The sequence below is a fragment of the Paenibacillus kobensis NBRC 15729 genome (genome assembly GCF_004000825.1).
GTDB classification, from domain to species: domain Bacteria; phylum Bacillota; class Bacilli; order Paenibacillales; family Paenibacillaceae; genus Paenibacillus_T; species Paenibacillus_T kobensis.
Map to the genome: position 1 here is coordinate 15,299 of NZ_BILZ01000032.1, position 23,191 is coordinate 38,489.

The 23,191-nt window shown below is 54.5% G+C and carries 24 protein-coding genes; 20 read left to right on the plus strand and 4 right to left on the minus strand.

What is annotated here, in order from left to right:
* Positions 1-59 precede the first annotated feature (59 nt).
* From pdaA to PKO01S_RS18025, 18 genes are all read left to right on the plus strand, one after another.
* Complete coding sequence (pdaA, locus tag PKO01S_RS17950; RefSeq protein WP_127532821.1) at positions 60-932, plus strand: delta-lactam-biosynthetic de-N-acetylase; 873 nt, start codon at positions 60-62, stop codon at positions 930-932.
* 104 nt (positions 933-1,036) lie between these two features.
* Complete coding sequence (locus PKO01S_RS17955) at positions 1,037-1,213, plus strand: hypothetical protein (protein WP_174818587.1); 177 nt, start codon at positions 1,037-1,039, stop codon at positions 1,211-1,213.
* Positions 1,214-1,660: 447 nt separating this feature from the next.
* The gene (gene msrA / locus PKO01S_RS17960) at positions 1,661-2,542 is read left to right on the plus strand and encodes a peptide-methionine (S)-S-oxide reductase MsrA (RefSeq protein WP_246070619.1); all 882 of its coding nucleotides are present in this window, start codon (positions 1,661-1,663) and stop codon (positions 2,540-2,542) included.
* An 87-nt stretch (positions 2,543-2,629) separates the two neighbouring features.
* Positions 2,630-3,100: a cytochrome c biogenesis protein CcdC gene (locus PKO01S_RS17965; RefSeq protein WP_127532822.1), complete on the plus strand. Its 471-nt coding sequence runs from the start codon at positions 2,630-2,632 to the stop codon at positions 3,098-3,100.
* A gap of 89 nt (positions 3,101-3,189) precedes the next feature.
* A complete protein-coding gene (locus PKO01S_RS17970; protein ID WP_127532823.1) occupies positions 3,190-3,819 on the plus strand; it encodes a TVP38/TMEM64 family protein in 630 nt (209 codons plus the stop codon).
* 119 nt (positions 3,820-3,938) lie between these two features.
* Positions 3,939-4,538, plus strand: a complete 600-nt coding sequence (locus tag PKO01S_RS29370) for an ATP-binding cassette domain-containing protein (protein WP_246070620.1) — start codon at positions 3,939-3,941, stop codon at positions 4,536-4,538.
* Between the two features lie 26 nt (positions 4,539-4,564).
* Entirely contained in the window at positions 4,565-4,876 is a 312-nt protein-coding gene (locus tag PKO01S_RS29375) for a hypothetical protein (RefSeq protein ID WP_246070621.1), read from the plus strand.
* Positions 4,877-4,878: 2 nt separating this feature from the next.
* On the plus strand, positions 4,879-5,163 hold the full coding sequence (locus PKO01S_RS17980; RefSeq protein WP_127532824.1) for a hypothetical protein: 285 nt from the start codon (positions 4,879-4,881) through the stop codon (positions 5,161-5,163).
* The gene (locus PKO01S_RS17985) at positions 5,096-5,698 is read left to right on the plus strand and encodes an ABC-2 family transporter protein (RefSeq protein ID WP_127532825.1); all 603 of its coding nucleotides are present in this window, start codon (positions 5,096-5,098) and stop codon (positions 5,696-5,698) included. The genes PKO01S_RS17980 and PKO01S_RS17985 overlap by 68 nt, the downstream gene beginning before the upstream one ends.
* Entirely contained in the window at positions 5,667-6,488 is an 822-nt protein-coding gene (locus PKO01S_RS17990; protein ID WP_127532826.1) for an ABC transporter permease, read from the plus strand. The genes PKO01S_RS17985 and PKO01S_RS17990 overlap by 32 nt, the downstream gene beginning before the upstream one ends.
* A 26-nt stretch (positions 6,489-6,514) precedes the next feature.
* Entirely contained in the window at positions 6,515-6,673 is a 159-nt protein-coding gene (locus PKO01S_RS17995) for an HAD family hydrolase (protein WP_127532827.1), read from the plus strand.
* Positions 6,674-7,128: 455 nt separating this feature from the next.
* The gene (gene rnhA, locus PKO01S_RS18000; protein ID WP_127532828.1) at positions 7,129-7,845 is read left to right on the plus strand and encodes a ribonuclease H; all 717 of its coding nucleotides are present in this window, start codon (positions 7,129-7,131) and stop codon (positions 7,843-7,845) included.
* Between the two features lie 17 nt (positions 7,846-7,862).
* The gene (locus PKO01S_RS29380; protein ID WP_246070622.1) at positions 7,863-8,036 is read left to right on the plus strand and encodes a hypothetical protein; all 174 of its coding nucleotides are present in this window, start codon (positions 7,863-7,865) and stop codon (positions 8,034-8,036) included.
* Between the two features lie 24 nt (positions 8,037-8,060).
* Positions 8,061-8,297, plus strand: coding sequence for a GNAT family N-acetyltransferase (locus PKO01S_RS29385; protein ID WP_407669666.1), 237 nt, complete (start codon positions 8,061-8,063; stop codon positions 8,295-8,297).
* Positions 8,298-8,322: 25 nt separating this feature from the next.
* Positions 8,323-9,111, plus strand: a complete 789-nt coding sequence (locus PKO01S_RS18010; protein WP_127532829.1) for a Cof-type HAD-IIB family hydrolase — start codon at positions 8,323-8,325, stop codon at positions 9,109-9,111.
* Positions 9,112-9,157: 46 nt separating this feature from the next.
* Positions 9,158-9,469, plus strand: coding sequence for a thioredoxin family protein (locus PKO01S_RS18015; protein ID WP_127532830.1), 312 nt, complete (start codon positions 9,158-9,160; stop codon positions 9,467-9,469).
* Between the two features lie 255 nt (positions 9,470-9,724).
* On the plus strand, positions 9,725-11,539 hold the full coding sequence (locus tag PKO01S_RS18020; protein ID WP_246070624.1) for an HSP90 family protein: 1,815 nt from the start codon (positions 9,725-9,727) through the stop codon (positions 11,537-11,539).
* Positions 11,536-12,597 carry a hypothetical protein gene (locus PKO01S_RS18025; RefSeq protein WP_127532831.1) on the plus strand — a complete coding sequence of 354 codons (1,062 nt, stop codon included), beginning with the start codon at positions 11,536-11,538 and terminating at the stop codon, positions 12,595-12,597. Before PKO01S_RS18020 ends, PKO01S_RS18025 begins: the two co-directional genes overlap by 4 nt.
* A 448-nt stretch (positions 12,598-13,045) precedes the next feature.
* On the opposite strand, the gene PKO01S_RS18030 is transcribed toward PKO01S_RS18025, so the two are convergent.
* Together PKO01S_RS18030 and PKO01S_RS18035 are read right to left on the minus strand one after the other, a co-directional pair.
* On the minus strand, positions 13,046-13,450 hold the full coding sequence (locus PKO01S_RS18030; protein WP_127532832.1) for a hypothetical protein: 405 nt from the start codon (positions 13,448-13,450) through the stop codon (positions 13,046-13,048).
* Positions 13,451-13,510: 60 nt separating this feature from the next.
* Positions 13,511-13,978: a hypothetical protein gene (locus PKO01S_RS18035; protein WP_127532833.1), complete on the minus strand. Its 468-nt coding sequence runs from the start codon at positions 13,976-13,978 to the stop codon at positions 13,511-13,513.
* 294 nt (positions 13,979-14,272) lie between these two features.
* Between PKO01S_RS18035 and PKO01S_RS18040 the strand changes: the two genes are divergently transcribed.
* The gene (locus tag PKO01S_RS18040) at positions 14,273-15,493 is read left to right on the plus strand and encodes an MFS transporter (protein WP_127532834.1); all 1,221 of its coding nucleotides are present in this window, start codon (positions 14,273-14,275) and stop codon (positions 15,491-15,493) included.
* A 108-nt stretch (positions 15,494-15,601) separates the two neighbouring features.
* On the opposite strand, the gene PKO01S_RS18045 is transcribed toward PKO01S_RS18040, so the two are convergent.
* A complete protein-coding gene (locus tag PKO01S_RS18045) occupies positions 15,602-15,796 on the minus strand; it encodes a hypothetical protein (protein WP_127532835.1) in 195 nt (64 codons plus the stop codon).
* A 160-nt stretch (positions 15,797-15,956) separates the two neighbouring features.
* On the opposite strand from PKO01S_RS18045, the gene PKO01S_RS18050 reads away from it, so the two are divergent.
* Entirely contained in the window at positions 15,957-20,144 is a 4,188-nt protein-coding gene (locus tag PKO01S_RS18050) for a choice-of-anchor I family protein (RefSeq protein WP_127532836.1), read from the plus strand.
* A gap of 329 nt (positions 20,145-20,473) precedes the next feature.
* On the opposite strand, the gene PKO01S_RS18055 is transcribed toward PKO01S_RS18050, so the two are convergent.
* The gene (locus PKO01S_RS18055) at positions 20,474-22,975 is read right to left on the minus strand and encodes a glycoside hydrolase family 9 protein (RefSeq protein ID WP_127532837.1); all 2,502 of its coding nucleotides are present in this window, start codon (positions 22,973-22,975) and stop codon (positions 20,474-20,476) included.
* Positions 22,976-23,191: the final 216 nt, after the last annotated feature.

Below are 23,191 nucleotides of genomic sequence, written 5' to 3' on the forward strand. Positions count from 1 at the left end.
TGCGGCTTGTCCTGTGATTAGCAGGGCAGAGCCGCATTATGATTTTACGAACGAGGAGTATGCTTATGAATTGCCTGCGCATCATCGCGACGATCGTCATTCTGCTGTCCGCTGGACAAGCGTCATTGCCTATGCCTAAGGCGCATGCCGACGGTACGTTCCATTTCGGCTTCAAGAAGAGCGAGAACGGCCAGCCGCCGTCGATTGATCAAGAAGGGTTCAAGGGGCTGCTCTCCCGGTACGGTGCTGTATTTACAGGCAACATGTCGGCACCAGAGCTGTATCTGACGTTCGACAATGGCTACGAGAACGGGTACACCGCCGGCATATTGGATGTGCTGAAGGCGAAGCAAGTGCCGGCTATTTTCTTCGTAACGGGGCATTACATCAAGACGCAGCCGGAGCTGCTGAAGCGGATGGCGCAGGAGGGGCACTTGATCGGCAACCACTCCTGGAGCCATCCGGATATGAGCGTCATCTCTGCTGAGCAGATCAAGCAGGAGCTGGATAAAGTAAAGGAGCAAGTCCTTCCGCTGACGGGGCAGAAGGAGATGAAATATTTGCGGACGCCTCGCGGCATTTTTAATGAACGGTCGCTTGCGGTCAGCAAGCAATTAGGTTACACGAACGTATTCTGGTCGGTCGCCTACAAGGATTGGGATACGGCCAGCCAGAAGGGGGCGCAGTATGCTTTTGACAAAGTGATGGCGCAGCTTCATCCGGGGGCGGTCATCCTGCTGCACTCCGTGTCGAGCGACAATGCGCGAGCGCTTGGCCGGATCATTGATGCGGCGAAGGCGAAGGGCTATCAATTCAAGAGCTTGGATGAGATGAAGAGCCAGTCGCCGGAACCGGCGCCTGGGGCGGCGCCTCGGCCTGTACCGGGAACCGGTTTTGTCCCGGCGCCAGCACCAGCTCCATCGGGTCCGTAAAACATTTTTCCTATCCGAAGAATAGGAAAAGCGCTGCGGTAACATGCTACTTGTTGCGTGCCTTTCCACGGAGCGCGTAGATGGCATCAAGGAGGTGTTACATCATGGCGAAGCAATCCAATCAGCAAACATCCAAAGCGGCTGTTCAGTCGACCGAACTGAACCAACTGCCTGTAGCGGATACCGAATTCGCAGCTGAACCGGCAGAAGAAGCGGCTCAAGCATTCCAGAACAATAAGAAGCAGCAATCGCAGCAGCAGTCACAGCAGGAATATCAATAATGATTAGCCGCTGATTATAGATGCAAGAAAGAGGACGCCTGCGAGGGTGTCCTTTTCTTTGAGTCGTGCTTTTTGCTCTTGTTGCTTGTTGTATTTTGTACAATGAAAACCTTCTGTTGAGTTGGTCAAAATGAACTCGTTGCATTTCGTACAATGGAAAAAACGCAAAAGAGCGCTAAAGAGACTTAACTTGGTATTTCTGCACGAATCCGAGTGTACGAAATACAATGAGACTTGTTCCAGGCGCCTCAGCGCACGGATTCGATTGTACGAAATACAACGAAGCGCGAGGGAGGGCTTGTTATAGCGATTAGGCGAGGGAGGGCTCGTGATTGGCGCTTAGGCGCGAAGGCAGGCTCGTAAATAGCGCTTAGGCGGAGGCCGGCTCGTAATAGCGTAGGCAGAAGCGGTCTAGCAACAGCGTTAAGTCGGCGGCGGCAGAGGATCATGCACCGCGAACGACCGGCTGTTCTGTTCGAGCATCCGTTAATTCGGGTACAATACAGTAACAATGGATTGGAATGGAGTAAGCCGATGAAGCACGATAGGATGGATAGAGCACACAACACAGGCGCCGCGAATCAAGCATATAATGAAGAAAACGCATACAACGAACGTGAAGAAACGATGCCCGAGCCTCCCGAGCCTCCCGAGCCATCGCCGGCTGTCGACGGCAACACGGCCGACACGGCGAAGCTAATGCCGCAATCCGAGACCATTACGCTCGGCATGGGCTGCTTCTGGAGTCCGGAAGCGCTGTTCGGACATGTGCCCGGCGTGCTGCGCACGCGAGTCGGCTATGCGGGCGGTACGACGGAGCGGCCGACCTATCATGAGATGGGCGATCATTCAGAGACGGTGGAGATCGAATTCGATCCGAACATGGTGCCGCTCGAGCAGCTTCTCGGGCTGTTCTGGAAATACCATAAGCCGGTCAATATTAACGGTTACAAGGGAAGGCAGTACTGGTCGCTCGCCTTGTACCGCAGCGAAGAACAGCGGGCTGCAATCGAACGTATGAAGCAGCGGTTGGAGGAGGAAGGCGGCCGGCGGCTCGACACGGAAGTGGCGCCCTGCCGCTCCTTTTATCTAGCTGAAGCAAGACATCAGAAATATTACTTGAAGAGGTTCCCGGATGCCGTGGCGAAGCTCACCGAGCTGTATGGCACGGAGGAACAGTGGGTCGGCACAAGATTAGCGGCTAGGCTGAACGGACTGGCCAAAGGCTACACAAGCATGGGACGAATTGCCGAAGAAATCAGCCGCTGGCCGGAAGAGCAAGCGAATAAAGAACGGTTAATAACGGCAATACGCCGGATCCGATGGTAATTTGTCACCAGTTTGTTATGGAAAAATTGTCATATGAAGGTGTAAAATCTAGAAGTATGCTCATTATAAAGGGAAGGAGTTTAGAAAATGGCATCAGGTGAATTTATTACTCTGGTTATTGTGATCGCTGCGCTAGTATTGTTCCGTACGATGCGAAGCGTGCATCGGCCGATTCGAGGCAGCGGCATAAGGCTGCTGCTTCCGATCATATACATGCTTCCAGGCGCGTATTTGATTATGAACCCGAAGGCGCATGCACCGTCCTACGAATGGTTGGCCGCGATCGGTATCGGCATTCTGTTATCGATTCCGCTCATTTGGACGACGAATTACGAGGTGCGGGAAGACAAACAAGTGTATGCGCAGCGCAATCGAGGCTTTATTATCGCTTTCTTAGCTGTGCTCGCTATTCGCTTCCTCATGCGCGCTTACATAAGCGATATCGATCCTGATACGCTTGCCGCGTTGTTTATTACGGTTGCGTTCTCTTATGCCCTGACATGGCGTATCGTTTCATTCCTGAAGTTCCGCAAAGTCGCCCGGCTGCGCGGCGTGTAGTGTAAGCAAGCGGTCTTGAGACGGAAGAGCTTCCAGCAGGGGGCTCTTCTGTCATACTAAGGAACTAAACCGACAGATGGAGGCCGTTCATGAATAAAATTGTGCGAGCAGCGCTTGTATACGGTACATTGGCGCTCATCCTGTTCTACTACCGCAACGACGTCACGGACTGGCTGCAGCACGGGCATTCGCCGCTGTGGCTGTTATTCGGCGCAGCAACGCTGCTTGCTTTTATTCCTGTTCTGCCTTATAAGCTGGTCATCGGCACCCTCGGCATCATCTACGGTCCGCTGACAGGCGCTTTCCTAAGTTGGCTGGCCTCTGTGCTTGCTTCAATCGTCATGTTCGCGCTTATTAGGCGGTATTTTCAAGAGCAGGGCAGGGCGTACATTGCCCGGTTCCAGCAGGTCGAGCGGCTGTCCGTCTTGATGGAACGGCATCCTTTCGTCGCGATTTTCTTGGCGAAGCTCGTTCCTCTCGTGCCGAGCATGCTCGTTATTATTTATCCGGCGCTGCTGAAGGTTCGGCTTTCCACATTCGTCATTGCATCCGGACTTGGCAAAATTCCGGTCATGCTCGCCTTCGCTTTTCTAGGCCACGAATTGCTTCAGGATTGGCAGAGCTCGCTGCTTATACTCGGCGTGCATTCGTCATTGATCTTGCTCGTTGCGCTTCTGTACCGGTGGTGGGACCGGAGAACGCGTCATAGAGAGTATTGATGGCAGATCCCGGAAATTCGGTATACCAACTGTGTCAAAAGTTGTAGTAATATGGGTTCTACATTAATTTTTGTAACCTATAGACCAGTGGGGGATTACCAATCGAAGGGAGAAACAAGATGACTCTTATACAAGTACGCGACATTCGCAAGGAGTTTCAAATTGCCCGGAAGCGAGACGGCTTCTGGGGCGGCGTGCGCGGGTTGTTCTCGCAAGACTACGAGACGAAACCGGCCGTGAACGGCATTTCATTCGACATTCAGCCCGGCGAGATGATCGGCTTTATCGGTCCGAACGGAGCGGGCAAATCAACCACGATCAAGATGCTGACAGGTATTCTGGTGCCGACGTCCGGCGAGATTACAGTTATGGGCCGCATCCCGCACAAGCACCGCGAACAGAACGCGGCGAATCTCGGCGTCGTCTTCGGACAACGCACGCAGCTGTGGTGGGACTTGCCGCTTATTGAATCGATTGAATTGCTTAAGTATGTGTACAAAATTCCAGAAGCATCGTTCCGGCGTAACTTCGCCATGCTGTCCGAGCTGCTGGGCGTGGAATCATTCCTTCATACGCCGGTCAGACAACTTAGCTTAGGCCAGCGGATGCGCGGCGATCTGCTTGCTGCCTCATTCACGAACCCCCTATTCTATTCCTCGACGAGCCGACGATCGGCCTCGACATTATCGCCAAAGAGAAAATTCGAGAGCTCCTTGTAAGTGTTAACCGAGAGCAGGGCGTATCCGTGCTGCTGACAACCCATGATATGGCGGACATTGAGAAAACGTGCAACCGGATGATTATTATCGACTGGGGCCAAATGGTATACGACGGCCAGTTGGAGACGATCCGCCAGCAATATGGCCGTATCCGGTTCCAGTTCCATAAGGATCAGATGAGCGCTTCGCAGCTGATTGCCCGGATCTCCGAGCAGGAGGAGATTGCCGACCTGACGATCGAGGAGCCGGAAATCGAGTCGATTATAAAAGAGATATATGAAGGTTCCGCAGCAGTAAGGGAGACCGCGCCGACCGACCGGATACAGGTGAGCGTATGAGAGTGTATTACGAATTCACCCGCCGCGTATTCCGCCGTAACGCCGTGTATAAGGCGGAGTATTTTATTGGCTTGCTGAACGCTCTTATTGGCTTGTTCATCGCGGTGGCCATATGGAGCGCCGCGTACGGCGACAGCGATGTGATCGGCAGCATCACGAAGGAGCAGATGGTAACCTCCGCGGTCATCGGCATGCTTATTCGGACGATGATGAGTATGGATGAATATTTGTTCGATCACAAGATCCGGACAGGCGAGCTTGCCGTCGATCTGCTCAAGCCTTACTAAGTTCATGGGCTACGTGCTGTCGGTCAATATTGGGAACATGCTGTTCAACGTATGGACGAAGGTGGCGCCGGTGCTCATTGTCTCCTTTCTAGCCTTTCACCTCGTGCTGCCGGACCAAGCGTACATGATCGTATTGTTTCTGATCAGCTTGCTGCTCGGCTATTTCGTTTTATACGGCTTCAATCTGATCGTCTGGCTTTCGGCATTCTGGTTCCATCAGACTTGGAGCTTTATGACGATCAAGAATGCGGTCATCTTGCTTGTCTCCGGCGCGACTATCCCGCTCTGGTTCATGCCGGCGCCGCTAGAGAAGGTGTTCTCTTATTTGCCTTTTAAGGATGTTTATTTTACGCCGTTATCGATTTTTCTAGGCCAAGTGCCGGCAGACGATATTATGCTGACCTATTTGACGCAGATCGGTGGGATTGCCGCGCTGCATATATCGCTTGGATCATGTGGCGCAAGGCGCAGACGAAGCTTGTCATTCAAGGAGGTTAGCGAAAGTGCGAACGTTCAGCAAACATACCCCGCTTGAGTATGCCGTCTTGTACGGCAGATTTCTAAGCCTGTATATGCGGTCCAAAATGCAGTACAAAATGGACACGCTGCTCACGTCTGCCGCCGTCCTGATCCGCGAATGCGTGACGGTCGTGACGTTATATTTAATGCTGCAGAAGTTTTCGGTCATTAACGGCTGGGATCTCGGACAGCTTCTGTTCATGTACAGCTTCGTATTTCTTAGCTACAGCTTATGTATTCTAGTGTTCGCGGGAGTGAGGGATTTCCAAGGAATCGTTCATCAAGGGGAATTCGACTCTTATCTCACGAAGCCGCTTAATCCGCTGTTCCAGGTCATCTCGCGCCGCTCGGACTTAATGGCGATGCTGGGACATGGCGGGCTTGGACTTATTTTATTCCTATATGCGTTTCGCGAAGCGGGCGTTGAGGCGACCGGCATGAATGTGCTCAAGGTCGTGCTCGTGCTGATTGGCGGTATCCTCATCCAGGGCGCGCTGCTCCTTGTTCCGGCTTCGCTCACGTTCTGGCTTACGAAATCCAGCCAAGTGCAGGAGGTTATGTTTTACCAAATGCGCGGGTTCATCGCTTATCCGATCTCGATCTATCCCAAAATCATTCAATGGCTGCTGACGTATTTGCTTCCGTTCGCCTTCGTTAATTATTATCCTGCGCATTATTTCGTCGGCGTCGGCAGCGGCGGGGATGGCTTGGCTTACTTAACACCAGTTGTTGGGCTCGTATTATTCGGCTTGGCTCTGCTGCTCTGGAGGACCGGTATTAACCGGTATAAGAGCACGGGGAATTAGCTTGTACAGTTCATAGGGGGTACAACGTGCTTCACGTCGGCGACTCTCTGGTCAGCGACATTCAAGGAGCGCAGCAGGTTGGCATCGCGGCTGCCTGGATGAACCGTAAGGGTAAAGCTCTGCCTGATGGTATGAAGCCGGACTTCGTCGTCAGCGATTTTGATGAGTTGAAGGTGATTTTGTAACACCAATGGCAATTCGAGTTGCCCTTGTTGCATTTTTGTCCTATGGGCGCCCTGAGTCAGGCCGAGTAATGGGACTCTAACGAACTGGAGGAACGTTATTCGGCGGAAATACGGCTGTTTTTTGCTCTAACGAACCCACGGGACCTTATTTGCTCAAATTATCCTGCTTACCCGCCGAAAATGCGAAAATAACGCCGTTGGAGTTCGTTAGACTTGTAAAATCGGCTTTTGACGGCAAATAGCGTTTCTGTAATTCGTTAGAGCTGCACATCATCGGATCTCGAGTCGTTAGATCCGCGCTTCTTACAAGCTTCGCATATGCGACTCACCGTTTGTTTCGGTTTCTGCGCGGCCTGGCTGCTGCATCATCCGGTTGTTTTTCGGTTCCTTCGCCATTTGGCGGGAGCCCTCCCGATCGTGTAAGCTAAGGGAACTAGAACTGGAGGGATGCGTCGATGGCAGGTCAGAAGCATTATGTGGTGTGGGTTGGCAGGAAGCCGGGGGTGTACGCCGTATGGGCGGATTGCCAGAAGCAGACGAACGGCTATGAAGGCGCGAAGTTCAAATCGTTCGAGTCGAAGACGGCCGCGGAGACGGCATTCCGGGAAGGCTGGGAGCGACATTGGGGCCAAGGCGCCAAGTCGGCAAGCACGGGAGGCGGACAGTCCGGGACGTGGAAGGCAAGCGCTGGCGGAGGCGGGAGTACATACAAACGGTATCCGTCGTCGACGAAGTCGAAGGGGGCCGCAGATCCGGCGGAGCTGGAGATTGACTATGAAAGCATCTCCGTCGATGTCGGGACTAGCGGCAACCCGGGACCGGTCGAATATAAAGGTGTCGATACGCAGACTGGCGAGGTGCTGTTCTCGGTCGGCCCGATTCGCAAAGGAACGAACAATCTCGGCGAATTTTTAGCGATCGTGCATGCGCTCACTTATCTGCAGAAGCTCGGCAGCAACAAGACGATCTACAGCGATTCCGTCAACGCGATGAAGTGGGTGCGGGAGAAGAAGGTGGCGACGACGCTTGCGCGCGATGCCTCGACGGCGGATATATGGAAGCGGATCGACGAAGCGGTTCATTGGCTGCAGACGAACTCGTACGAGAACAAGATCGTGAAGTGGCAGACGAAGATGTGGGGCGAGATTAAAGCTGATTACGGCAGGAAGTAAGCGGGGGAGGTAGCAACATGGCTGAGATTACAATCGTTCAGACCGATTCGGAGATTAGGAGTACGTTCGAATTAATGAAGCAGCTCCGTCCGCATTTTGCGGAACGAAGCGATAACGAATATGCCGAGACGATCAAGCGCATGCAGCTGCAGCACGGGTATAAGCTCGCGGTTGTCTTCGAAGACGGGTAAGCGAAGTCTGCGGCAGGCTTTCGGATCACGGAGTCGCTCGCATGGGGTCGATATTTGTACGTGGACGATCTGATCACCGATTCGAACACCCGGTCTCGCGGCTATGCCAAGTTGCTGTTCGATTGGCTGGAGCAGCAAGCGAAGGAAGCCGGCTGCGGACAGCTTCACTTGGATTCAGGCGCCCAGCGCCACGATGCGCACCGGTTTTATTTGAACCGGAAGATGATCATTGCGGCGTATCATTTTCAACAAACGTTGTAACTCGGAGTGAGCGGGGGCGGAGAATATGAAATACAAGCTGGTTGCGCTGGACTTAGACGGTACGCTGCTCGACAGCGGCGGACAGGTGTCAGACAAACATATCGAGGCGGTTAAGAAAGCGCACAAGGCGGGAGTTCACGTCGTTATCGCAACGGGACGGTATCCTATGCAGACGGAACGGATCATTCAGACGCTGGATTTCGATGGAATCGTCGTTTCGAACGAAGGGGCCATTACTTTTAAGAGCAAGACAAAAGAAATCATTCAGCAATACTCGTACACCGTCGACGATATTGCGCCGTTGATTGATAGCTGCCGCCGTAACGGGGTTCATTTTTCGCTGACGACGGCCTTTGAGCATTACGTTGAATTCATGTCCCCTCAACAGATCGATAAATATATACAGTACGAAATTCAGCATACGTTGCATGATGACGTGATGAAACTGCAAGAGCCGGTCATGAAGCTCACGATCGATGATGAGAAGCGGGCTAACGGCTGGCAGCATTTCGTTCCGCCGTCGTCTATCAAATTACGGGCGGATTACGATCATTTCAAAGAGTACGTTCATCAGCAGTCAAGCAAGACGAACGGTTTAAGAAAGGTGCTTGAGTATTATTCCGTTCATCCATCCGAGGTTATTGCGATCGGTGATTATTATAATGATTTGGATATGATCGAGTATGCGGGTCTTGGAATTGCAATGGGCAATTCGCCGGATGAGGTCAAGGCCAAAGCTGGCGACGTGACGGGCACCAACGACGAGGATGGCGTGTATTACGCGTTGGAAAAACATCTGTACGGAAGATCTTGATGATGACCCGAAGACTACTATCCGCCTGTGCGGGAGGACGACAATAATGAGCATCGGGGAATGGACGGAGCGGGAGCTCCTGGATCGAATGGAAGCGGGAGGCGGCAGGGAGGCTGTGTTGTTCTACACCGCTATGTGCGGAACGTGCAAAGTGGCGGAGCGCATGCTTGAGATTGTGCAGGCGACCGGGGTGCCGGTTGGCATCCATAAGCTGAACATCAATTACGCTCCGGTGCTGCGCGAGCGTTGGCGGGTAACCAGCGTGCCATGTCTCGTGCTGCTGGAGGACGGCGAGCCGGTGGTAATGGAATACGCGATGGGCTCCGTCGATCATTTGTACCGGATATTGCTGCAATAGGGAAAGGGCTGCTGCTTCACATCTGCATCATGGTGCAGGTTCGAAGCAGCAGCCCTTTCGTTATTCCTGCGGCTTCTACAGATCGCCGAATTAGAGCTTATTCCCCGCAACGGTATCATCTTTGCTGCCCCTAACATTTGAAACGAAATATACCGATACAGACAGGAAACCGGATACTAATTTCGAATAGATAAAGTAGCCGTGACACATCTGACACACCGCAACGAATTCACAAGACAGGGGACGCTGAATCGAATGAACGCAATGAATTTTCAAGTCAATCTGAACGGCATGATTGATCTGCTGTCGAATCATCTGTATTCCGACAATTCGGTGTTCATCAGAGAATTACTGCAAAATGCGGTGGACGCCATTACGGCAAGGAAGAAGCGCGGACAACATTTTGAGCCGCAAGTAACGGTAGAGCTGCACGCCGCTCATACGGCGGCATTTCATGATAATGGCTGCGGGTTAACGGAGCTGGAAATCCGCGATTTCTTATCGCGCATCGGCAGCACGTCGAAGAAAGAAGAGATGGACGCAGGCGACGATTTTATCGGGCAATTCGGCGTCGGACTGCTGTCTTGTTTCATCGTGTGCGACGAGATCGTGCTGGTGACAAGGTCGTCGAACGAAGGCGCACCTGCGCTGGAGTGGCGCGGACGTCCGGACGGGACATATTCGATCCGCGAGCTGGCGGCGAGCATTCCGGTAGGCACATCCATCTATATCCGGGCGAAGGAAGATTACGAGCATTATTTTGAACACGACCAAATGGAAGAGCTTCTAAGACGGTACGGTTCATTCTTGGATACGCCAATCGTACTCGATAGCCAATGGGGTCCGATAAGGATCAACGATACTCTTCCGCCTTGGCGAATGAGCCGCGAAGAAGCGTTGACGTATGGCGAGCGGGAGTATTACAACAAGCCGCTTGATGTTATTCCGCTTCGTTCCTCGATTGGGGAGGCGGAAGGTGTTGCGTACCTATTGCCTTACGCGGTAAGTCTGCAGGAAGAGAAGCGGCACCGGGTTTATATGAAGCAGATGATGATTTCGGAGAAAAATAACCGGATACTGCCTTCGTGGGCGTTCTTCGTTAATGCGATTGTGAACGTTAACGGCCTGAAGCCGACCGCTTCGCGGGAGTCATTCCAGGAGAATGACTTGTTCTATGCGGTGCAGCACGAGCTTGGCGAAAGTATTAAGCGGCATCTCATCGACTTGTCGGAGACTGATCCGGATCTGTTCGCCATGATTATTCGCATCCACTACGCGTCCATCAAGACGCTCGCGATCGAAGACGAAGAAATCTACCGGCTGTTCATGCCGTATCTCAGCTTCGAGACGGTGTCCGGACGGATGGAAATGCGCGAAATTATTCAAACGTTGGCATTCAGCGAGCAGGAAGGCGCTCGCGATACGCGGCTGTACGTTACAGCGACGCTGGATGAGTTCCGCCAGATCGCGCGCGTCGCCAAAGCGCAGAACATGATAGTGCTGAACGGCGGCTACGTTCACGACTTCGAGCTTATCCGCAAGCTGACCGATATTTGGGACGACATTGAAGTAGACGTGTTGGACGTGCTCGACTTCTCGAGCCGGTTCAGACCGCTGAGGCCGATCGATGCGCTGCAGGCGGCGCCGCTGCTTGCGATGGCTAATAAGGTGCTGAAGCCGTTTCAGTGCGAGAGCTCGATTCGCTGGTTCGAGCCGGCTGAGGTTCCGGTGCTTTATAACACGAATGACGAAATTAATTTTTTGAAGATGGCTGAGAAGACGAAAACCGAAGGAAACGAACTGTTCGCGGACGTCGTGCGGGCGATAAGCGATGAGCTGTATGATGTGCCGTATGCGCGCCTCTGCTTCAATTACAACAATCCGCTTGTCCAGAAGGCGATGGAAGCCGAAGACGGCGAGTTGCGCAGAACGTGCATCGAACTCTTTTATACGCAGGCGCTGTTAATGGGCAACTATCCGATGAGCCAGGAGGAGCTGCGGCTGATGAACCACTCTCTGCTCGTGTTCATGGAGCGGGGGCTTGGCAGCGCAGACGGAGGGGGAGCATGAGGAGTCGGTTCGACGGGCTTCGTGATCAAGTGTGGGAGCTTCCGAAAGGAAAGCAGAAGCTGGCCTTAATGGAAGAAGCGATCCGGGTGGCGGATGAGCATCTGACCCGGGAAGACGCTTATGAGGCAAGGATGAGCTATTCCAATATGGCGGTCGAATCGAGCTATCCTGAGCGGCTGCTTATCTCGTTCTCTTGGTGTCTCGCCGAGTTCGACCGTAAGCCGGGCGAGCATTCCGCGCACATGATTATGTGGCATTACAAATGGGTTCTTGCCCGGGTGTGGCAGCTGCCGCAAATCGGGAAGAGCGAGATCGAGCGGATTTTTGCCGATTTCCATGATCGCTGTTTGAAATATGGCTATAGCCTCAGACCGTATTATCAGCAGCTTGTCCATTACAATCTGGCCAGGGGCGAGCTCGATGAAGCGCAGCGGTACTATAAAGAGTGGAAAGCGGCGAAGCGAGACCATTTCTCGGACTGCTCGGCCTGCGAGCAAGATTCATATGGACGCTACTACTTCGACTTGAACCAGAACAAGCGAGGCATGCGGATGCTGAAGCCGATACTCGAAGGCAAAGTCCGGTGCCGATCTGTGCCGCAGACGACATACGTCAACATGATGGAGCCGCTGCTCAAGCTCGGGCAGTTCGCGCAAGCGAAGGAAACGGCGAAGAAAGCGATGCGATCACTTGACGGGGCGGGCTATTTGACGGAATTCGGTTCGATACTGGAATACTATACGATTGCCGATATGTCCAAGGCGGTGAAGCTGTTCGAGCAGACGATTGCGGACGGTCTTGCGTGCAGGATGCCATGGATGCGGTTTCACTATTTCGTATCCGTGCGTTTGTTTTTGCTTCAATGGCAATCGGGCAATCGGCGCAAGAAGCTGGCTTCTCCGGATTCCGTCACGCTGGAATGGGTGGAGCAGGAGGTTGACCGGCTTGCGGAAGCATTCGACCGGCGAAACGGGAGCTCGTACTGCCGGACACTCTCGGCGAACAAGGAGAGACAGATGTTGAAGCTGAAAGCGGCCTATGCCGCTTGGAAAGGGTAAGTATGCCGCAGCATGATGCTGCAGCGATGATGTATGCCGGAGTCGGCGCCTAAGGGCGCCGGCTTTTTTTGTTGGTATGACACAAAAGTGATGCAACAGCGCCCACCGCGTAGTTAACGACACAAATTGGTACGTTAAGGACCAGTTGGAGTGCCCACCGCGTAGTTAACGACACAAATTGGTACGTTAAGGGCCGGATGGAGCGTGCACCGCGTCGTTAACGACACAAATAGGTACGTTAAGGGCCGGATGGAGCGTGCACCGCGTCGTTAACGACACAAAGTGGTACGTTAAAGACCAGTTGGAGTGCTGACCGGGTTGTTAACGACACAAATTGGTACGTTAACGGCCGGATGGAGCGTGCACCGAGTCGTTAACGACACAAATGGGTACGTTAAGGACCAGTTGGAGTGCCCACCGGGTTTGTTAACGACACAAAGTGGTGTGTTTAAAGTCCGCGATGGCGCTGCTTCAGCCACCGAATTATAGCGGCGGTCAGCTCGGCGGCGATGCCGGCGGCAAAGCCGAGCGTTGCGGCCAATAAGAAGCCGATGAAACCGATGAGGTCCTCCCAGCCCGTGTTATCGGTCGATGCCGCCGCCAACCAGACGAATCCGATCACCATTCCGACGGCTGTACCTAGGCTGATGAACCGCGCGCCGAGCCAACCGGTACCGCCGGCAACGGCGGACAGTATGACTGCGATGAGCAGCAGACGAAGGGCATACATCACCGTGAACGTTTGGCCGAACAGGCCGAATTGTATAAACAACAGCACCGCGCTGACGATTAAAGCAGCCACCGGCGTCGCGGTTAACCACCAGCGGCTATGAGCTGCGGGAATCCATTTCATCGATGAACACACTCCAGTGAAATGCAGAATGAGGATGCAAGCCGCTCTTGCATCCAATAGCTAATTTTTATATTTCGCCAGCCACGCCGCGCTCCAATCCGGGTAAGGCAGCGGCTGCAGCTGCTCCAGCGTTAATCCGTCAATGGACCAGCCTCCGCCAGCCGAGGAATTGTTATGAGGGAAGGAGATTCCGCCGAACGGGCGGCCTTCTGACTGATACACATAGACGTCGACAGAATCGTCTTGCAGCGGATGATGGCGGACGACATATTTGTCGACCTCGATCTGTGCGCCAATGTAATCGTCGACGTTGACGGGCTGCAACCCCCAAGCGAGCATATAGGGCGGCTCGACAAGCATGCGGCGGGTTAACTGGTAACTGGCGACATGCCCCTCGTAGGACAATACCTCGTATCCTTTATCCTCCAAATAGCGGTGGGCAGCCGGATATTCCCCGGAATAAGTGGATGCATTGGCAGAGCAAGCCGTCAAAACAATGGCTATAAGTGCGGCATAAATCCATTTCATTCGATTCTCAGCCCTTTCAAAGCTCTTCACAGTTATATGGGTATTGTTCCCTAACCTGACGAAATTGTGTAACAAGATGTTGCGCTAAGGCTAAAAATGTTGCGGCAGAACCGACAGGTGGCGGACACGGACAATGGCAAAAAAATAGATTATAAAATAAAACGTCTATATTAATATAGACAAAAACTAATAGCGTCTATATAATTGCGTCTATCGACTCTGGGACTTCGCGGCTGGCAACCGGGGCTGAGGAGATCGATGAAATGATGAAACCGTGCAGGAGGGGTTGAACCCATGTTACAAAATAAGTTTGTCCGGACCATTATGCTGTCCAGCATTTTGCTTCAGCTCGGCATATGGGTACGCAATTTTGCCATCTTATTATTCGTTACGGCGAAGACAGACAACGATCCGCTTTATGTGTCGCTCATATCCGTCGCAGAGTTCGCGCCGATTTTTCTGTTTTCGTTCATAGGCGGCGCATTCGCTGACCGCTGGCGTCCGAAGCGGACGATGGTATGGAGCAGTCTGTTGTCGGCCTTATCGGCTGGAGCGGTGCTGATCGTCGTTGCGCTAGGTTCTTGGCAGGCGCTGTTCGCAGCGACTTTTATCTCCGCTATGCTATCGCAATTCTCGCAGCCTTCGGCGATGAAGCTGTTCAAGCAGCATGTTCAAGAGGAGAAGCTGCAGAGCGTAATGGCGATGTACCAGACGGTAATTTCTATCTTTCTCGTGATTGGGCCGGCAGTCGGCGCATTCGTGTATGACAAGTTCGGACTTGAAATATCGCTTGCCGTAATGGGAGGTTTGCTGCTCGGCTCGGCAATCGTGCTTTCGTTGCTGCCGAGCGACGAACGGGAGTCGGATCCATCGAAGGAAAGTGCAGGCAGAGGAAGCTTGCTTGACGAAATGAAAGACGGGCTGCGTTACGTGGGACGGAATCCGTTGCTGAGGACGCTTGCCATTGCCTTTACGGCAGCTGGACTCGCGGCCGGACTCATTCAGCCGCTGTCCGTATTCGTCGCGGTCGAAAATCTGGGCAAGGACAGCAGCTTTCTGCAATGGGTTATCATCGCGAATGGTGCTGCAATGATGGTCGGCGGCGCTGTAATTATGACTTTCGCGCAGAAAGTGAAGCCGCAGGCGCTGCTTACGCTCGGCCTTCTGGTCAGCGCGGCCGGGACGGTGGCCGTCGGATGGTCGACGAGCGTCACGCTTACCCTCGTGCTGCAGGCTATGACCGGCTTGTTCTATCCTTGCATCCACATTGGCATTCAGACGCTCATTCTGCGGAATACGGAACCTGCATATATCGGACGGGTCGGCGGTACGGTGACTCCGATTTTCATGGGGATGATGGTGATTGGCATGTCGGTAGGCGGTGTTCTCAAGCATGCGACTTCATTATTCTCCGTGTTCGCCATCAGCGGCGTGCTGTTCTTCGTCGGTGCTATGCTGATGCTGCCGACGGTTCTCCGCCAATCGGCCGTGCACAGCCACGCGGCACAAAGATAGGCATCCAATTGGTGGGTGTGAGCAAAGCAAAAAAGCGTCCTTGAGGGACGCTTTTTTGCTTTGTTAGATTTTGTTAGATTGAGATAAGGCGGCTAAGGCGCTTCTGCATTACTCCCGTTTGTCTGTTCTGAATATGACGAGAATCGTGCTCCGCTGTGTGGACGACCCTGAGAGCGTCGGCTTCATGATGGAGCTGTAGCAGACGTTCACCACTTGATCCTCGCGCAGTTCGGATAGAAACTCGTTGGCTGATTTTGCCGCATAGAGCGAATCGGTATCGATAAATTCTTTGACTTGTATCATGATGGATCTCCTTCGGGAATGTGATGGCTTGGTCTAAGTATTGTCATTATTGTTTACAAAATCACCATGCAACGAACATTTTCCGTTTACATGGACGTGCTATGCTTCGCCTCGAGGAATGAGGAAGGCATGATACATAACACGGGAGGGTACTGAATCCATGTTTACACAACGGAGACGAAAGCTCGGCTTGACGTTGGCTTTATCAGCAGCACTGCTGCAGACGATTCCGGCGATCGGGGGACAGCAGGCGGTTGCGGCTGCGAGCTCGTCGACTGGCGTGCTGCCAGGCACGCCGTATAAGGCGGACGGCAGTTACGACAATAAAGTGCCGCATATTATGATTAACCAAGTATATGGCGCCGGTCTGAAAGATACGGCCGAGGCATTTTCGACGCATGGCTTTATCGAATTGTACAATCCGCTTGACGTTGACGTCAATCTAACGGGTTGGTCGCTGCAATATGCGGATCGGGGTACGGATGCGCAGACCGGGCCGACGAACGATTGGGAATCGCTTAATTTGACTGGCACGATCAAAGCTCACTCGAGTTTTTTGATTCTCGGGAAGGCAACAGGCAGCAGCGCCAGGTTAGATTTGAACGGCAAAGCGGATCAATCGTGGGACCGTTACATGAACAATAAAGGGATGAAAGTCGCGCTCGTTAGCAATACGACGAAGTTGACCGCCATCAATCCGTTCAATATAGATGCGGCTGGGACGAAAGCGGCAGGCTATGTCGACATGGTCGGCACAGGCAGCAACGATAACGGCAGCACAATCGACGGTTATGAGTCGGAATATCCGAGCGGCAAAGTCGAATACGGGGGCACGTCCAAGAAGATGGCGCTTCGCCGCAACGTGGACAACAGCAATAATATAATCGATACGGATAATAATAAGTTGAATTTCTATCAGGTCGATTATAGTAATGGGGCGACCCACCTTGCAGAGGTAGGCCCGCGCAACGGCGCTGCTGGACCTTGGGGAATTACCGTAGAGCCGCTTGCCGTTAAGACCGCGACACTGCCGTATGCGACGGCAGGCGTTCCGTACTCCGCGGCTGTTGAGTCCAGCGGCGGCACGAAGCCGTATTCTTATGCAGCCAGCGGGCTGCCTCAAGGTCTAGGCATCGACCCGTTGACCGGCATTATCGCCGGTACGCCGCTTGCGGCCGGGTCGTCGAATGTCACCGTAACGGTAACCGATTCGGTGTATTCGCCTCAGACAGTGACAAGTGCCGTTTACACCCCTCAGCCGCAGACGGCTTCGCGGACGTTGACGCTGAATACGAATCCTAGCGCTTACGTGGATCAGTTCACCGTAACGAAGATCGGCCACTACTCGGTCGGCGTCACGGATGAAGATGGCGGCGTCGCCGAAATCGTCAAATTCAACAAAGACAACGGAAAATTTTATCTCGTGAACGGCTCGGCGAATCCGCCGACTTTGGAAATCGTCAGCCTCACCAGCGGGACGATGACTTTGGATACGGCTGTTCAAGTTCAGACGCTTGTTGAGACGGACGGTTTTCAATATGGCGACTTGACGAGCGTGGACATCAATACAGCGAATAAACGTGTCTATGTATCGGTGCAAGAGAAAGATCCGATGAAAGCCGGACGTATTCTGGAACTCGATTACGATGGCAATCTTAAGGCTATCTATACGGCAGGCGTGCAGCCTGACATGATCAAATCGACGCCGGACGGCCGCTACGTCTTGACGGCGAACGAAGGGGAGCCTCGCGCAGGCGCGGATCCGAAGGGCAGCGTCACGATTCTCGATACGGCGACGGGAACGACGGTGAACGCTGAGTTCAATGATCCGGCGATCATCGATGACCGGGTCAATATTCGCGGTGCATCGGATCCGGCGACAGGCCAGATTACGTCGAAGGGTACGAAGGCGGATGCGCTGTACGATCTGGAGCCGGAGTATATTACGCTTTCGGCGGATGCGAAGACGGCTTACGTCACCCTTCAGGAAAATAACGCGGTCGCGGCGCTCGACCTGACGGCTAAGAAATTTACGTCCGTTAAAGGGCTCGGGCTTAAAGATTACAATGTGCCGCGCAATGCGCTCGACCTGGTGAAGGACGGCAACATTAAGTTGGAAAATGTTCCGTTCTACGGCTTATATATGCCGGACGGCATTGCGTCCTATACAGCGAATGACGGCGCGACCTACCTCGTGACCGCGAATGAAGGCGATGCGACGGAATGGCCGGGACGTACGAACGTCACGAAGATCAGTGCGCTTAAAGGCGGACTCGATCCGAATTCGGCAGCAGCCCAATTTTTGAACGGAAAGACGGCCTACGACGGTGTCGAAGTGATGAGCGGCCTCGGCAACGACGGCATCTACATGTACGGCGGCCGTTCGATGTCGATCTGGCGCGCGGATACGATGGAACAGTCGTACGACAGCGGCAGCGACTTTGAACGCATTACGGCAGAGCGTCTGCCGAACAGTTTTAATGCCAGCCACGCGAAGACAGCCAAGGACGACCGGAGCAGCAAGAAAGGCCCTGAGCCCGAAGATGTCAAAATCGGACAAGTCGGCGCCCGCACGCTTGCATTCGTCGGGTTGGAACGGGTCGGCGGCGTCATGATGTATGACGTGACGGATCCGGCACATGCGCAATTCGTGAACTATACGAACTCGCGCGTCTTCGCGCCGAAGGATAACTTGAACACCGAGACAGGACCGGAAGGCATCGAGTATATTCCGGCTTCGATCAGTCCGACCGGCAAGCCGCTGCTGCTTGTCGCCTTCGAAGTAGGCGGCACGGTTGCCGTATATCAATTGAACGTCTCGCAAGTGATGCTAGACCATAGCACGATGGCGCTGACGTCAGGCGGAGCAACGGGGCAGCTTCAAGCAACGGCAACAGCGGCGGACGGCACGGCTGCTGCTGTCACTTGGTCTTCGTCGAATCCGTCCGTTGCATCGGTCAACGAGCACGGCGCGGTGACGCCGCATGCTTCCGGTACGGCTGTCATCTCGGCGGTTACGGCCGATCGTTACGGCATGGCGTCCAGCACGGTGACGGTGCAATCGCAATCGTCCCCGGGTACAAGCACTGGACCGACGGGCAGCACAGGCGGATCGGCAGAGCAGGGCAGCAAGCCGGAAGACACGAAGGGAACAGCCGGAGACTCTGTGTCTTCAGGAACCGATAATGGTGTTGCTTACGCTTCAATCTCTCTGACGCTGATGGGCGGGGAATCCGCCGTATCGGAGGAGCTTGCCGGGAAGGCGATTGCGGCGATCGGACAAGCTTCGGGCAACGAACGGCGCTTGGAGCTGCATATCGATATTACGGGCAGCGGCACGGTCAGACTGTCGAAGGAAGCGGTTGCCCGTCTGGCTGAAGCGAAGCTGGATGAAGTAACGCTTCAGACGAACGGCGGCTCGATTGTTATCGGAGCGAAGGCTTGGAGCAAGCTGTTGGCTAAGGCAGCTTCGGGACAAGGAGATATTAGTATCCAAGTGACGAACCTGGACGGCACGGGCGTGCTGCAAGGAAGGCAGGTCGTTCACTTCCAAGTGCGGGCTGGCGGACAAGAGCTCGTTCGTCTGGAGGGCGGCGTACGTATCCGTCTGCCTTACGCTCCGGCACCAGGCGAGAATCCGAATGCCATCGTTCCATACGCAGTAAAAGCGAACGGTACGGCAGAACTGGTCGTCAGGGGCAGTTATGACCTGGAAAATAACGAGCTGCAGGTCGTGACCGACAGCTTGTTGACGGGCTTTGCAGCAGGTTACCATGCGGCGTCGTTCCAGGATACGCAGGGAAGCTTTGCTTCGGATGCGATCACGTATCTTGCCGCTCGCAATGTAATCGGCGGAGTCGGCGGCGGACGCGTCGCGCCGGCATCGAACGTGACGCGCGGCGATCTGGTCGTCATGCTGTCCCGGATTGCAGGCGTGCAGCCGGGCGCCTACACAGAGTCGCGTTACGCTGACGTAGATGTGAACCTGTACGATGCGCAAGCGATTGAGTGGGCATCGGACCTTGGCATCGCGGGCGGCACGGGTGCGGACCAATTTAGCCCTGCATCCGAAATCACGCGCGAGCAGCTCGTCACGATGCTTGTCCGGTTCGCGGAGCAATTCGGACTTGAACTGCCTCGCACGGCGGAGCCGGTCGTATTCGCGGATGCCGCCAGCATTTCGGGTTATGCGGCGGATGCGGTCGCGGCTGCGCAGCAAGCGGGCCTCGCCTCTGGCCGGCCGGCTGCAGGAGGCAAGGGAGTCTTGTTCGCTCCGCAAGCGCCGGCGACGCGCGCCGAAACGGCCAAAGTGCTCGCGCTGATGATGGAGATGCTCGTAAACCAGTAAGCGGGTTGGCTTCAATAACGATTAAAGCGCTGTTTCACAGTCCTGACGGGCTGAGAAACAGCGCTTTTTTGTATCCATGATTGCGGGTGCATACATGTTGCAGGCTGCTTGATTGTATTCTGTGCAATGAAAACAATCCGGTGTTCGTCATGGAGGAGCTTCGTTGCATAAGGTACAATTCATTTCAGTACAAAAGACCTCATTTGTCGCATTATTCCCCATTTTTCCAGATTCCAATTGTACAGAATGCAACGAAACCAACCCTCAAGGTGCAGCAAAGGCCTCTTCGTTGCACAAATTGCAAGGAGCGGGAGGCAGTATAACCGCCATCAGCGATCTATCGATTCCTCCGCGCCGGTCTCTGCGATCGCGTCCATCGCGTACAGGCTCGCGACAAGCGAGAGCCACTTACCGGCATTGCCCGTCCATACTTCCTTGTACGTTGCGTTGTTGAATTGCGGCCAATACGGCTCGTCTTCATTGCCGAACGTCTGGATGCCGACGGGGATTTCGCCGGTCAGCTCCCCGCTGAGCACCGCATACTGCTGGGCGTACCGGTAGCCCTCGCCGCGCATAAGCGATTGGCCGAACGGATTGCTGCCGACGATCCACGCAAGCTGCCCAGCGGCAATGTCGATCAGCTCCGTGTCCTTCATATAGGCACCAGCGATAGCGGCCGCTTTGCCTGCAGACAGGACGACCGCGTTGTTGCCCCGGAACGAGAACCAGACCGGGAACCGGCGCAAATACAGCGAGTCGTTCAGACGAACGCCTTCCTGCAGTTGACGGCCGTAATCCTCGCGCGCATGCTCGTCGATAAGCAAGTGCTGCAGGTTGAAGCTGTGCTCATCGGCATATTCATCTTCCCGGTACACGCCGCTTGCTAGCATGGGATACGGGGCGGTGTAGCGGGACAGCCACTTCACATATCGGCCGTAGGCTTCAATCGAATCAGCCCAATCGTCCGCATCGGGATGATCCGGCTGGGTTTCCACAATAGCCGCGAAGGCCTCCATATACAGATGCTCCCGCGACTGATGGTTGAAATGCTGGACAACCTGCCGATTCGTGCTTCGGTAAAAGAAACCGGCCACAGCCGTTCCGTCCGCGAGCGGAACACCGGCGAGCTCTTGAGAGCCGAGCACGTAAGCGATGAATTCCGCAGCATGCCTCGCATAATGCTCGCCGCCTGTCACCCGGTATAGCATCGAGGATGCCCAAGAGGCAGTCGCCATGTACAAGCTCTCGGATGTCATGTAGGTATGCTCCCACATGATCGGCTTCTGGTTGAAGCCGTGCATGGCGAATTCGTCCAGCGCATATTGAAAATCTTCCTGCGCGGCCTGCAGCAGCCTCGCCGCAAGGGCGGCGTTCGGCAGCCGCAGGTGGATGTAAGCCGCGATGCCCGCGCAATAGAAGTTCTCGTAAGCCTGGTTATGAACCCGGGCCGCCGCATCGTCCATGCCGCCAATGCGCCCGTCGGTCCAACGGGTCATGCCGGCACTCGTCGCACGGTAACCATCGCCGAAGCGTGTCTTCAGCAGGAAGTCGAGTCCCCATTCGCCTTCCTCCAGCAGCCGCCAATATAAGTCCTCGTCATGGCGGCGGGCTTGCTCGGCCATTTCGAACAGCGCCATCGTCACTTCCGCCGACTGAATCGTCTGCTGCGAGACGTCGCCGGCATCATGCCATCCGCCGTTGTACGATAGGAGCAGTCCGTTATGCTTGGCCACGATGTCCGCATGGCAGCTGCCATGAACGCCTGGAACCGGATAACCGCACCGTTCACCAAAAATAAAATTCAAAGCCTTCCATACCGACGGCTGCCACACTTGCGCGGCATCGCCGATCTCGAAGCTCCCGGTAGCGGCTTCTTCGGCACGCAAGTAGTAGCGGCCTTCCTGCGTGAAGCTGCTGAAGTCGAGCAGCGCGTACTGCCCCAGCGCCGTTCCGGCTGGGCGAACCTCCGCAGTGAAGACGGCCGCCTCATCGTCGCAGCGGATCAGTTGAAAGCTGGCGGCCGTCCAAGCATCGGCCGAGGCGAAGGCGATTTTGGCACCGTGAGGAAGGTAGCCGCTATGAGAATAGATAATCTCTCTCTCGGCAGGGGTCCAGCCTTTGGAGACGAGCTTTTCGGCGGCCCGCTCGAGCTTGATGCTTCGGACGCGCAGCGCCATCTCGTCGCCGGTCGCCCGGTCTTTGCCGTTGAGCATATAGCCGATTGCGATTTCTGTCACGGCATCCCGCGGCAATTCCTCCATGTTCAACTGTACGGAATTCCATTCGCCGCTGCGCAGGTTCATGCCGTGATAGCCTTCCCGGTCGTACAGATCCGGGACCGGAATGGCGCCTTCGTTGCGGAACTTGATACGCACATAAGCATTCGGCACGCCCGGAAAGTCAGGCCGCAGCTCCAGCGTAATCCGGTTATAGCCTGTCCAGTCGGCGCGGGGGAGCTTCAGCACCATCCACGCGTTGCCGAAGTTCGTGTAATCGCCGTCCTCCGGAGCTCCTTCCGGCCAAGCAGCCATCGACGTTGGCGAATGCAGCAGTAGAGGAGCATCCAGGTCATCGGAGGGAACGGAGCCGGACTCCATTATTTTATTCGGTACCGAAAAGCCGGTCTGCCCCTGCGCTGCCGCTGACAATTGCAGCTCTCCGACGCCCCGGTGCGACCAATCCGATGTATCCGTATGGCTGCCGAGCAATATAACCGATTCGATAACGGCATGCTGCCGCTGCTCGCGCTCAAGCGAGTGTTCGTCATAGAGCGGCAGCGGGCGGTGAATATAGCCTGATCGTCTAACGTCCGACATGAACGTTTCATGCATAGCTTGGGGCCACCTTTCGAGAATCTGAAGATGAGGGCTGCAGTTGCAATTCTATCACCGCTATTGTAATGAAACGGACAGCTATACACGATAGCAAAAGTTGCGCTGTTGTACCGATTCGTGCGCGATTCAGCAGGGCGTTAATTCTTGTGCGTCTATTGACAGGGATCGATTGCGGCACTAGGATAGGGGCATCCAAAGAAGAGAAAGAATTTT

Excerpts from the sequence above, each read along its gene's own strand:
- pdaA (WP_127532821.1), top strand. The coding sequence starts at position 60 with ATGCTTATGAATTGCCTGCGCATCATCGCGACGATCGTCATTCTGCTG.
- PKO01S_RS17955 (WP_174818587.1), top strand. The coding sequence starts at position 1,037 with ATGGCGAAGCAATCCAATCAGCAAACATCCAAAGCGGCTGTTCAGTCG.
- msrA (WP_246070619.1), top strand. The coding sequence starts at position 1,661 with ATGCACCGCGAACGACCGGCTGTTCTGTTCGAGCATCCGTTAATTCGG.
- PKO01S_RS17965 (WP_127532822.1), top strand. The coding sequence starts at position 2,630 with ATGGCATCAGGTGAATTTATTACTCTGGTTATTGTGATCGCTGCGCTA.
- PKO01S_RS17970 (WP_127532823.1), top strand. The coding sequence starts at position 3,190 with ATGAATAAAATTGTGCGAGCAGCGCTTGTATACGGTACATTGGCGCTC.
- PKO01S_RS29370 (WP_246070620.1), top strand. The coding sequence starts at position 3,939 with ATGACTCTTATACAAGTACGCGACATTCGCAAGGAGTTTCAAATTGCC.
- PKO01S_RS17985 (WP_127532825.1), top strand. The coding sequence starts at position 5,096 with ATGAATATTTGTTCGATCACAAGATCCGGACAGGCGAGCTTGCCGTCG.
- rnhA (WP_127532828.1), top strand. The coding sequence starts at position 7,129 with ATGGCAGGTCAGAAGCATTATGTGGTGTGGGTTGGCAGGAAGCCGGGG.
- PKO01S_RS29380 (WP_246070622.1), top strand. The coding sequence starts at position 7,863 with ATGGCTGAGATTACAATCGTTCAGACCGATTCGGAGATTAGGAGTACG.
- PKO01S_RS18010 (WP_127532829.1), top strand. The coding sequence starts at position 8,323 with ATGAAATACAAGCTGGTTGCGCTGGACTTAGACGGTACGCTGCTCGAC.
- PKO01S_RS18015 (WP_127532830.1), top strand. The coding sequence starts at position 9,158 with ATGAGCATCGGGGAATGGACGGAGCGGGAGCTCCTGGATCGAATGGAA.
- PKO01S_RS18020 (WP_246070624.1), top strand. The coding sequence starts at position 9,725 with ATGAACGCAATGAATTTTCAAGTCAATCTGAACGGCATGATTGATCTG.
- PKO01S_RS18025 (WP_127532831.1), top strand. The coding sequence starts at position 11,536 with ATGAGGAGTCGGTTCGACGGGCTTCGTGATCAAGTGTGGGAGCTTCCG.
- PKO01S_RS18030 (WP_127532832.1), bottom strand. The coding sequence starts at position 13,450 with ATGAAATGGATTCCCGCAGCTCATAGCCGCTGGTGGTTAACCGCGACG.
- PKO01S_RS18035 (WP_127532833.1), bottom strand. The coding sequence starts at position 13,978 with ATGAAATGGATTTATGCCGCACTTATAGCCATTGTTTTGACGGCTTGC.
- PKO01S_RS18040 (WP_127532834.1), top strand. The coding sequence starts at position 14,273 with ATGTTACAAAATAAGTTTGTCCGGACCATTATGCTGTCCAGCATTTTG.
- PKO01S_RS18045 (WP_127532835.1), bottom strand. The coding sequence starts at position 15,796 with ATGATACAAGTCAAAGAATTTATCGATACCGATTCGCTCTATGCGGCA.
- PKO01S_RS18050 (WP_127532836.1), top strand. The coding sequence starts at position 15,957 with ATGTTTACACAACGGAGACGAAAGCTCGGCTTGACGTTGGCTTTATCA.
- PKO01S_RS18055 (WP_127532837.1), bottom strand. The coding sequence starts at position 22,975 with ATGCATGAAACGTTCATGTCGGACGTTAGACGATCAGGCTATATTCAC.